This window comes from Streptomyces sp. NPDC057137 (assembly GCF_042670825.1).
Taxonomy (GTDB): Bacteria; Actinomycetota; Actinomycetes; order Streptomycetales; family Streptomycetaceae; genus Streptomyces.
This window is the reverse complement of record NZ_JBHUUW010000081.1, coordinates 22,085-31,594: the sequence shown is the minus strand read 5'-3', so window position 1 is coordinate 31,594 and position 9,510 is coordinate 22,085. Positions and strand designations below refer to the sequence as shown.

The 9,510-nt window shown below is 69.9% G+C and carries 7 protein-coding genes; all 7 read right to left on the bottom strand.

Annotated elements, in window-relative coordinates:
* Positions 1 to 42 precede the first annotated feature (42 nt).
* Positions 43 to 1,392, bottom strand: coding sequence for a protein kinase (locus tag ACFT9I_RS35885; protein ID WP_382571493.1), 1,350 nt, complete (start codon positions 1,390 to 1,392; stop codon positions 43 to 45).
* A gap of 16 nt (positions 1,393 to 1,408) precedes the next feature.
* Positions 1,409 to 2,359: a protein phosphatase 2C domain-containing protein gene (locus tag ACFT9I_RS35880; RefSeq protein ID WP_382571491.1), complete on the bottom strand. Its 951-nt coding sequence runs from the start codon at positions 2,357 to 2,359 to the stop codon at positions 1,409 to 1,411.
* A complete protein-coding gene (locus ACFT9I_RS35875; RefSeq protein WP_382571495.1) occupies positions 2,356 to 3,012 on the bottom strand; it encodes a tellurium resistance protein in 657 nt (218 codons plus the stop codon). The genes ACFT9I_RS35880 and ACFT9I_RS35875 overlap by 4 nt, the downstream gene beginning before the upstream one ends.
* Positions 3,013 to 3,217: 205 nt before the next feature.
* A complete protein-coding gene (locus ACFT9I_RS35870; RefSeq protein WP_382571490.1) occupies positions 3,218 to 5,863 on the bottom strand; it encodes a GTPase-associated protein 1-related protein in 2,646 nt (881 codons plus the stop codon).
* 54 nt (positions 5,864 to 5,917) lie between these two features.
* Entirely contained in the window at positions 5,918 to 6,868 is a 951-nt protein-coding gene (locus tag ACFT9I_RS35865) for a carbohydrate ABC transporter permease (RefSeq protein ID WP_382571488.1), read from the bottom strand.
* The gene (locus ACFT9I_RS35860) at positions 6,865 to 8,067 is read right to left on the bottom strand and encodes a carbohydrate ABC transporter permease (RefSeq protein WP_382571487.1); all 1,203 of its coding nucleotides are present in this window, start codon (positions 8,065 to 8,067) and stop codon (positions 6,865 to 6,867) included. The genes ACFT9I_RS35865 and ACFT9I_RS35860 overlap by 4 nt, the downstream gene beginning before the upstream one ends.
* A gap of 76 nt (positions 8,068 to 8,143) precedes the next feature.
* On the bottom strand, positions 8,144 to 9,385 hold the full coding sequence (locus tag ACFT9I_RS35855) for an extracellular solute-binding protein (protein ID WP_382571486.1): 1,242 nt from the start codon (positions 9,383 to 9,385) through the stop codon (positions 8,144 to 8,146).
* Between the last annotated feature and the right edge of the window lie 125 nt (positions 9,386 to 9,510).

Here is a 9,510-nt window from a genome sequence, read left to right as displayed (position 1 = left end):
CGCCTGAGCAGGCGGGCCGTCCGGCGCATGAGATGAGCGGCTCTACGCGTGTACCTCCGCCTCCGTGCCGCCGCCGAACTCCAGCAGCAGTCCGGGGCGGAGTGCCACGGTGCGGCCGGGGCCGACCTCCTGGACCGTGCCGTCGTCGCGGCGGACCGTCCAGTCGAGCGTCGTACGGTTGGTGAGGCCGAACCGCCCACGCTGCTGGGGGTGTTCGGTCATCTCGCCGACCACGGCGGTGAAGTCGTGGCGCTCCGGGTCGTCGAGCAGGTGGTGTGCGTACACCCGCGCCTTCGGGTCGAGGCGGATGCCGCGGCGGGTGCGCATGGTGCCGCGGCCCGTGACGACTTCGAGTTTCGGGGGCAGTTGTACGGTCTTGCCGCACTTCCAGCAGTCGGGCGCGGGGCCGTCGGGCTGGGTCATGTTCTGCCGGCCGCAGGACGCGCACACCGTGATCGCGTCGAGTACCCGGCTCAGCGCGTCCCGCCACTGCGACTCGCGGACCCGCATCGAGGGCGTGGTGAGCCCCTGCGTGAAGGTCTTGACGAACAGGTCGCGCAGGATCTTCGGCAGCGCGCCCCAGGTCGCGATGACGGTCGGGTGCTCGCCGGGTACCGGCGCGTTGCTGGTGTCGGCGGGGTCGTAGATGAACAGCGGGTGGGTGCCGTACATCTTGCGCTTGGCCGCCTCGTCCATGCAGCGGATCTGCAACGCCTGCGCGCCGTCGAGCGGGTGATGGTTCATCAGAAGCAGGAACAGCAGGACGGCGAGTGAGTGCAGGTCGGTCTGGATACCGGGCTTCGCGTTCTTGTCGCCGCGCACCAGCTCGGGGGCCATGAAGTCCATCGTCCCGGCGACGGCGGCGGCTTCGTCCTCCACCACGGCGTTGTCGTTGTCGCACACCAGCACGTCGCCGGTGGCCGGGTCGAAGAAGATGTTGCCCCAGTTGATGTCGCGGTAGGCGATGCCCTTGGAGTGCAGGGTGAAGTACGCCTCGACGGTGTGCAGCGCGGCGGCGACAAGCGTACGCAGCGTGGTCGCCGCCACCGACGGGTCACGGCGGAACAGCGCCGGCAGGTCGTGGAAACGCTGGGGCCGTACGTCCATCAGATAGCCGAAGCCCGGATACGAGGCGTCCGGGTCCATCACGACCGTCTGCGGCCACAGGAACCGGTCGTCGCCCCAGTTTCGGTGGATGAGCTCTTCGAGGATCTGTCGCTGCCGGGCGTCGGCCAGTTGTGGGTAGTACCACTTCACGGCCCGGTCGCCGTGCGGCGTCCGCACCCGGTAGACCTCGCCCTGGCCGCCCGAGCCGAAGAGTTCGGCGACCGTGACCCGGTCCCCCGATTCGGTGATCAGGGTCTGTCCGGCCAGGAGCATGCCGTTCGCCATGCGGTACCTCTCTGCTTCAGTGCGTGTCGGTGTGAGGGTGGGGGTGGGGGTGGGGGTGGGGGTGGGCGGCGCCGGGGCCGGGCGCAGGGAAGGCGCCCGCCAGTGTCGCGTCGTCCCCGGAGTATTTGGCCGCGTGGCCCAGCCAGTCGGGGAGCTGGGCCTGGACGGCCGCGACGCCGTGGGACGCGGCACGCGACCGCACCCCGGTGGCGAAGGCCAGGAACCCCTCGTGGTCGGCGAAGCTCTTGGAGAGTCCGTCGGTGGAGAGCAGCACGCCCGGTGGCGGGCCGCCGGTGAGTGGCTGCCAGTGCAGCCGCGCCTTGCGCCAGGCCTCGGGCTCGCAGAGCGACTCCGTCTCGTCGCCCATGTCGGGGCCGGTGTGGAGCGGCATGTGGGTCGTGCCGTCCTCGTCGACGAGCACGATGTCTCCGTCTCCCAACTGCCAGCAGAACAGAAGCCGTTCGGTGAGAACGGCGCCGATCAGTGTGCTGCCGTAGACGGCGAGGTCGGCCTCGGGAGCGGATCCGGCGGCGTTGTCGGCCGTGCTGTTCGGCGTGGTGCCCGGCGCGCTGTTCGGCGTGATGCTCGGCGTCGAATTCGCGCCGTGCGCCGGGGAGTTGGCCTCCTGTATCAGGACGCGGCGGCGCCAGGCGTGCACGACCTGCTGCGGGAGCGTGCGGGCCTCTGCCAGCAGCCGGGGCCAGTTCGCCGCGTCGTCCCCGCGTCGTACGACCTCGTGCGCGTACACCTGGGCACAGGAGGTGAACGCCTCCACGGCCCAGCCCGCACCCAGCTCACTGCGGAAGTGCGCGCGCGACCCGTGCCCGTCGGCGACGGCCAGCACGACGGCACGGCCGTCCGCCGTCGTCAGCGCCCTGCCCCGGTCCTGGCTGTACTTCTTGGCGACCCCTTTGACTCCTCCGTCGAGGAGTTCCCACACCACGGTGGGTGTCCCGGTGGCGTTCACCAGATGTCGTTCTCGTCCTTGGTCAGCGGCACGACGGGCGAGACATTCACGGGTGCGGCGTCCTCGATCTTCGGCGCCGACGCCTCCTTCACCACCGCGGTGGACATCCAGCGGATCGCGGCGGCCAGTTGGCGGGGGTTCTTGGCGAGGAGCGGTTCGAGCTCGGGGTTGCCGAGGAACTCCTTGAGCATGCTCTTGTCCGCGTCGTCGCCGATCGCGACGGCGACCCGCACGGCGCGCTTGCCCCACGGTGTGTCGTCGATGGCGCGCAGTCCGGAGCGCCAGTCGTCGGTCGGCTGGCCGTCGGAGACCAGGGCGAGGACGGGCGGCAGGGCGCGCTGCGGCATCGGCGGGGTCTGGAGCGCGGCGGCGGCCATACGGAAGGCGGCGCCCATGTCGGTGGCGCCGTAGGTGTGCACGTCGTCCCAGGTGAACCGGTCCACCGGGGTGGGCTCCTGGATGTGCCAACTCGCGCCGCTCGCGAAGGAGATGGCGCGGACGAGCAGGGATGCGGCCGGGTTGGACTGGGCGGCCTGCTGCATCTCCGGAATGGCCTCACGGATGGCAAAGTTCAACTCGCCGATCTTGCCGTTCACTCCCATGGAGCCCGAGCAGTCGAGCATCCAGATGAAGTGTGCCGGGCGGCTGGCCATACTGCCGCCGGGCACGTCGAGAATGATGGTCACGCTGGTCCTCTCCCCCGAGGCGTCTCGTTCGCGCACGCCTGGTTCTACCTGTGTGATGCGTTGCGTTGATGCGTTGCGGTTGGTGCGTTGCGGTGATGCTGAAATGCGGTGGTGGGAAGCCTAGTTGAGGCATGCCGGTAGGTGTGTCGAGCGGCGACACCGATCCCTTCGGTCAGCGCGGCGGGTACGGCGGCGGGTGCGACGGCGAGTACCCGGGCGGGTACTGCTGCGGGAGCGGGGGCAACTCGCCGGGCTTCGGCGGTGGCGGCTGCCCGGGAACGTGCGGGGCCGGCTGCTGCCCGTGTGCCGGTGGGTACGCGGCGGGGGCGCCGGGGATCTGGGTGTCCCGGCCGCCGCCGCGCGTCATCTCGTCCGTCCAGCCCTGCCACGTCAGGAGCCAGTCCCTCGACCGTCGCACCAGCCGGGTGGCGACGGCGCTGCGCTGTTCCTCGTTCATCCGGCCCAGCACCACGCCGAGGGTCCCCCGCAGCAACTCCTCGACCGTGGCGTGCCACGCGCGGGAGGACCTGGTCAGGTCCCTGCGCCAGACGTAGAAGAGATCGGCGACGGCGTCCGGCCTGTCGGCCATGCGGTTCACCTTGGCGTCGTCGGCGAACTCGGCCTGGACGGCGGCCCGGTAGTGGTGCTGCAAAGCCGGTTCGCCGTTGGCGAGGTACGACAGCGCGCCCGACTGGTAGAGGTCGTGCGGTGTGAGGCGGGCGAAGCCGCGGGCGAGCAGGTGCTGGACGCCGTCCCACACCAGGGCGTCCACGGCCGGGGCGTCCCGGCGCAGCGCGCCGACGCGGTCCACGACGTCCCTGGGGGAATCGCCCGTTCGCGCGAAGTCGTCGGCGAGAACGATGAGTTGGGCGGTGGCGAGCTCCCGTCCGCCCAGCCCCGTCCGACGGTGGACCGCGTGGGCGAAGTCGACCAGCTCACGGTCGAACCGTCCGGGCGAGGTGAGCCAGATCAGGAACCGGGTGCCGAGACCGGCGGCGAGGATCGCCTCCGCGCCGCAGATGTGGATGATGCGGGGAAAGTGCCCCCGCTCCGGCTGGCCGGAGCCCCAGACGAGCCACCAGAGGGTCTCCAGTGTCGGTGGGTCCGTCGCGACCGACGCGGCCGCTCCGGGGGCCGGTTCGGCGAGTTTCGCGAACAGGTCCATTCCACGCAGGTGGTGCGGCGGTCCGCCCCACCGGACGGCCAGCTCGACCAGGCTCACCGAGGGCGGCGCGGACTTGAGGTGGGAACGCACCCACTCGCCCTGGGGCGACATCAGCAGCTCCCTCAGGAGGTCGCTGCGTCGGCCCGCCGTCTTGACGGCGATCTGTTCGAGAACGAGCCGGTTCAGCCCCTGGTGGCCGACGCTCTTCAGTACGGCGACGGCGTCGGCGCACTCGGAGCCGTACGGCTGGAGCAGTACACGGACCAGCTTGTTCACCGCGTCCTCGACGCCGACGCCCTGGTGACCGTGCAGGACGAGCGCGAGATGCAGTGGCCCGGCCAGGGCGGACACCGGGCCGCGCAGCTGGCGCGCCAGGCTCTTGTCGAAGCGGGGTCCGAACTCGGCACGCAGTGAGCGCTGTGCCGACTCTCCGAGGGGCAGGCCGACGAGCGGGTCGTTCCGGAGTTTCGTGTCCTGGTCGAGCGCGGCGGCGAGCCGCCGCCGGGCGAGGGCCAGTGCCAGCGGGTCGGTGACGCTCTCGGTGCAGTGCTTGCCCAGCTCCTGGCAGACGCGGGTCAACTCCTCGACGGCCGGGCCGCCTTGGGCCTGGTCCTGCGCGGCCGACGCGAGCGTGGTGACGACGGTGCGCAGGGAGTCGCCGTGGAGTGTGGTCAGCCTGTCCCCCGACTCCGTTCCCAGCCGCAGGAGTTGGGGGACGAGTGCCGCGAGGTCGAACGGGTCGGCGGCCGACGCCGTACCGCAAGTGGCACCGGAGATGGCACCGGACGTGGGAGCGACAGGAGCCGATGGGATCGGCGGGGCGCCCGCCTGCCACAGCGCGGCCATCAACTCGGCCCAGGGATCGGGGAGATACGGGCTGCCCTGTCCTCCGAGGCCGTCGTGCACGCGGTACAGATGCTGCACGAGCAGCGGATCGTGCCGGCCGAACGACGAGTCGGGGCCGATCCCGATGATCTGCTGCGGCGCCTCGCGCGGTTCGTCTGCGTGGGTGACGAACGTCAGCTCCCTGGCGAGGTGCTCGGGAAGCGACGCGCAGGCGAGGGCGATCCAGCGGACGACCGTCTCCGGGTCCTCCTCGGCGATGACGATCTGCCGGCCGGCGGGGTCGGCCCAGAGGCGTCGTACGTCGGCGAGGAACGGCGCGAGGCGCGACGCCCGCTCCCGGGCGAATCGGACGAGCAGCGGCCGGTCGAAGTGCCCCTCCGGCGCGGGCAGCAGGTCCCCGTCGGCCGGTGCCGGGGCGTCCCAGGACCGGGAGCGCCACGTGTCGATCGGCCACACCCGGTCGAACCCGGACGCACCGGCCGGGAGGTGCACCACATCGATGAACTGCCGTCGCGCGTCGGGGTGTTCACGGTCAGTTCGGCCGTTGCAGAGAAGGCTGCCGCCGGCCGGGAGCCGGCTGCAGCTGAGGACCGCGTGCGGCGTCCAGCGGTGGGTGAGGGCGATGACCTGCTCGACCTGCGCGAGCAGATCGTCCGAGGCCCCGCCCCCACCCCCTGAACTCTCCGACGGCGTCGGCTCCGACGACCGGAGCGACCGGAGCGACCGGAGCGACCGGAGCTGCTGGAGCCGGACGCTGCCGGTGTCCGGCTCCCGGTCGAGGAGGTAGCTGAGACGGCGGATGACCATGCCACATTCTGACCAGCCGTCTCACCGGACCGCAGGCAGTCCCCGAAGTTTGACCTATTCCTTGACCGCACCCGAGTTCGCACTCCGTACGAAGTGACGCTGGAAGACGAAGAAGAGCACCGCCACCGGGATGGTCGCCAGCAGGGCCGCCGTCAGCTTGAGCGGATACTGCGTCCCGCTGCTCAGGCTCCCGGAGACGAAGGACGCGAGGCCCGTCGTCAGTGTCTGGTACTGCGGCGACTGGGTCGCGACCAGGAAGTGCGTGAACTCGTTCCACGATCCCTGGAAGGACAGGATCGTCAGGGTGATCAGGGCGGGCTTGGCCATCGGCAGCACCACCGACCAGAAGGTGCGGAAGACACTGGCGCCGTCGATCCTGGCCGCCTCCTCCACCTCCCTCGGCACGGAGAGGAAGAACTGCCGCATGATGAACACCCCGGCCGCGTCCACCAGCAGGGGGACGATCATGCCGGCGTACGTGTCGAAGATGCCGAGCTGGTTGAGGACGAGGAACTTCGGGATCAGCAGCACCACGCCGGGCACCGACATCACCGTGAGCAGCCCGCTGAACAGCAGGTTGCGACCGCGGAAGTCGAGGCGGGCCAGCGCGTACCCGGCCAGCGAGTCGAAGAAGACCCGCCCCGCGGTGATGAACAGGGTGACGAGTACGGAGTTGCTCAGCCAGGTGCTGAACGGCACCGCGTCACCGGTGTTCCCGAGCCCGAACAGCCGTCGGTAGGACTCCAGCGAGAACGGGTCCGGCAGCAGGGACAGCGGATTGGCCGCCGCGTCGGGGTCGGTCTTGAACGAGGTCACGATCTGGATGACGAACGGCAGCAGATACACCAGACCGACCGCCGTGAGCAGCAGATACAGGACGACGAGCAGGGCCCGCCGGCCGGTGCTGCGCGGGACGCGCGGCCCGGCGGGGGTGCTGTCGGGGGTCCGCGGCTGCCAGTTCGCCGGGGTCTTCCGCGCCGGTGGGGTCGTCGGTAGCGTACTCATGAAGTCCTCCGGCGAATGGCCCCGAAGCGCCTGCCCGTCCGGACCGGCTTGTCACGGTCGCGGAGCAGTACGCGTTGGATCAGGGTCATCACCATGATGATCGCCAGCAGGATGAACGCGATGGCCGCGGCGCGGCCGTACTCGGAGTCCTGGAATCCCGCGGTGTAGGAGAGGAAGGCGGGGGTGAGGGTGGTGTTGCCGGGGGCGCCCTGGCTCATCACGTACACGGCGTCGAAGATCTGCCAGCTGCCGATCAGACCGAGCGTGACCACCAGGAAGATCACCGGGCGGAGCGCGGGGATGGTGACGTTGCGGAACGACTGCCAGCGGTTGGCGCCGTCCAGCAGGGCGGCCTCTTCCAGCTCGGCGGGCACGTCCTGCAGCGCGGCGAGGAAGATCAGCATGTAGGTGCCGGACGACGTCCACACGACCAGGGCGATGATGGTGCACATCGCGATGGAGGGGCCGGACAGCCAGTCCCACCAGGACAGTCCGAGGAAGCCGTTGGAGGCGAGGGCCGCCGTCGGTTTGTCGGGGTCGACGATGCCGAGACCGCCGAGCACCGTCCACACCAGGCCGTTGGCGTCGGTGAACCACTTCGGTCCGGTGATGCCGACCCACTTCAGCAGCGCGTTGACGGCGCCGCTGCCCTGGAACAGGAAGAGGAAGACGGTGGAGATGGCGATGGAGCTGGTCACCGAGGGAAAGTAGAAGATCGTCCGGAAGAGGCTCTTGCCCTTGATCCGGCGGCTGTTGACGGCCACGGCGAGCGCGAGGGCGAGAATCGTCTGGAGCGGTACGACCAGCAGGACGAAGTAGAGGTTGTTGCGCACCGAGGTCATGAACAGCGTGCGGTCCAGGCCGTCCTCGCTCAGGACGTTGGAGTAGTTGTCGAGCCCGATGAAGTCGGCGGCGCCGGTGAAGGGGTTGGACTGCCCGTCCCAGTTCAGCAGGCTGACCCACAGGGCCATCCCGATGGGCAGCAGCAGGAACAGTCCGAGGACCAGCACCATCGGGCTGACGAAGAGCCAGCCCCACATTCCTTGCCGGCCCTTGATGCCGGACGACGACCCGCGGCGGGGGCGCCGGGCCTTGCCTGCCGTGCCTCCGCCTGCCCCGAGGTCTCCGCGGCCCCCGTCGCCGCCGGCCGCGGTGGGCGGCGCCGCGACAGGGCCGCTGCCGCTGCCGTACTGACTCATTGCGTTTCTCTCTCCTCATGCACCCGCCGGGGCCGTGCGCCCCGGCGGGTGTCGTACACGGTGGGACGGGGATCCGTCAGCCGTTGCTCTTCAGGATCTGCTCACCGTTGGTCTGAAGATCGCCGAGGATCTTCTTGGGGTCGGCGGTCGCCAACTCGGCCAGGTCCGTGTCGAACTGCTGGAGGACCTTGGTGAAGCCGGGGAGGGTGACCGGGCCCTGCGCGTAGGCGGAACCGTCCACGAACGCCTTGTCCTGCGGGTGCTTCTCCTCGTACGTCGCCAGCGCGCTGGTGCGCGAGGGCATCACGCCGTACGCGTCGGCGAAGTTCATCTGCTGCTCGGCGGTGGTGAACGCCTCGACGAGCGAGACCGCGGCATCGTGGTGCGCGCTCTTGTTGGCGATGCCCCAGCAGGTGCTGAAGGAGAGCGTGCCCTGGCCCTTCGGGCCCTCGGGCAGCGGGACGACCTTGTAGTCGACGTCCGGGTAGTCGTTGGTCATGGCACCGGTGAGCCAGTTGCCCTCGATGGTCATGGCCGCCTTCTGCGTACCGAACGCCTCACCGCCCCAGCCCGCGTCGACCTGCTGGGGGAAGGCGAGCACCTTGTCGTTCAGCAGCTTCTTCACATACGTCAGCGCCTCGATGTTCTCGGGGCTGTCGGCCGTGATCTCGGTCTGGTCGGCGTTGGTGACCCAGCCGCCGGCCTGCTTCATGAAGGGGCCGAGCTGGTTGTAGCTGGCGTTGGCGACCAGGCCGTGGACCTTGCCGGTGGTCAGCTTCTTGGCGATCTTCGTCAGATCGTCCCAGGTCTTGGGGTAGTCGGCCTCGGTCAGTCCGGCCGCTTCCCACATCTTGGTGTTGATCGCCAGAGAGAGGGTGGAGCTGTCCTTCGGGGCGCAGACGAACTTGTCCTCGTAGCTGAAGGAGCTGCGCAGCGTGGCGGAGAAGTCTTCCTTGTCCTTGAGCTTGTCACCGTACGCGTACAGGGAGTTGCCCTTGGCGTAGTTGGCGAAGACGGACGAGCCGACGTAGAAGACGTCCGGCGGCTTGCCGCCCGCCAGCGCCTGGCCGAGCTGCTGGTCCAGGTTCTGGGCCGGTGTGACCGTGACGGTGTTGCCGGTCTTCTTCGCCCAGGCGTCGGCCGCGGCCTTGACGGCGTTCGTCTCGGCGTCGCCGGAGGAGCCGATCATCACGGTCAGCTTCTGCTTGCCGGAGCTCTTCTGCTCGGCGCTGCTGTCGCTGCCGAAGTCGGACGAACATCCGGTTATCAGGAGCGCGCCGCACACGGCGGCGACGGTCGCGGCTCTGTTCTTTTTCATCTGCTTCTCTCTCCAGCTGTCGCTGTCGGGGACTTGCTGTCGGGGGATTCGGTGGCCGGGGAGGCCGGGATTCGGTCGCCGGGGCGGCCTGGGGACGGTGGCCGGCGGCCTGGGGAGGGGCCGGA

What these genes read in the sequence shown, in the direction of transcription:
- ACFT9I_RS35885 (WP_382571493.1), bottom strand. Translation starts at nt 1,392, where the DNA reads ATGGCGAACGGCATGCTCCTGGCCGGACAGACCCTGATCACCGAATCG.
- ACFT9I_RS35875 (WP_382571495.1), bottom strand. Translation starts at nt 3,012, where the DNA reads ATGGCCAGCCGCCCGGCACACTTCATCTGGATGCTCGACTGCTCGGGC.
- ACFT9I_RS35870 (WP_382571490.1), bottom strand. Translation starts at nt 5,863, where the DNA reads ATGGTCATCCGCCGTCTCAGCTACCTCCTCGACCGGGAGCCGGACACC.
- ACFT9I_RS35865 (WP_382571488.1), bottom strand. Translation starts at nt 6,868, where the DNA reads ATGAGTACGCTACCGACGACCCCACCGGCGCGGAAGACCCCGGCGAAC.
- ACFT9I_RS35860 (WP_382571487.1), bottom strand. Translation starts at nt 8,067, where the DNA reads ATGAGTCAGTACGGCAGCGGCAGCGGCCCTGTCGCGGCGCCGCCCACC.
- ACFT9I_RS35855 (WP_382571486.1), bottom strand. Translation starts at nt 9,385, where the DNA reads ATGAAAAAGAACAGAGCCGCGACCGTCGCCGCCGTGTGCGGCGCGCTC.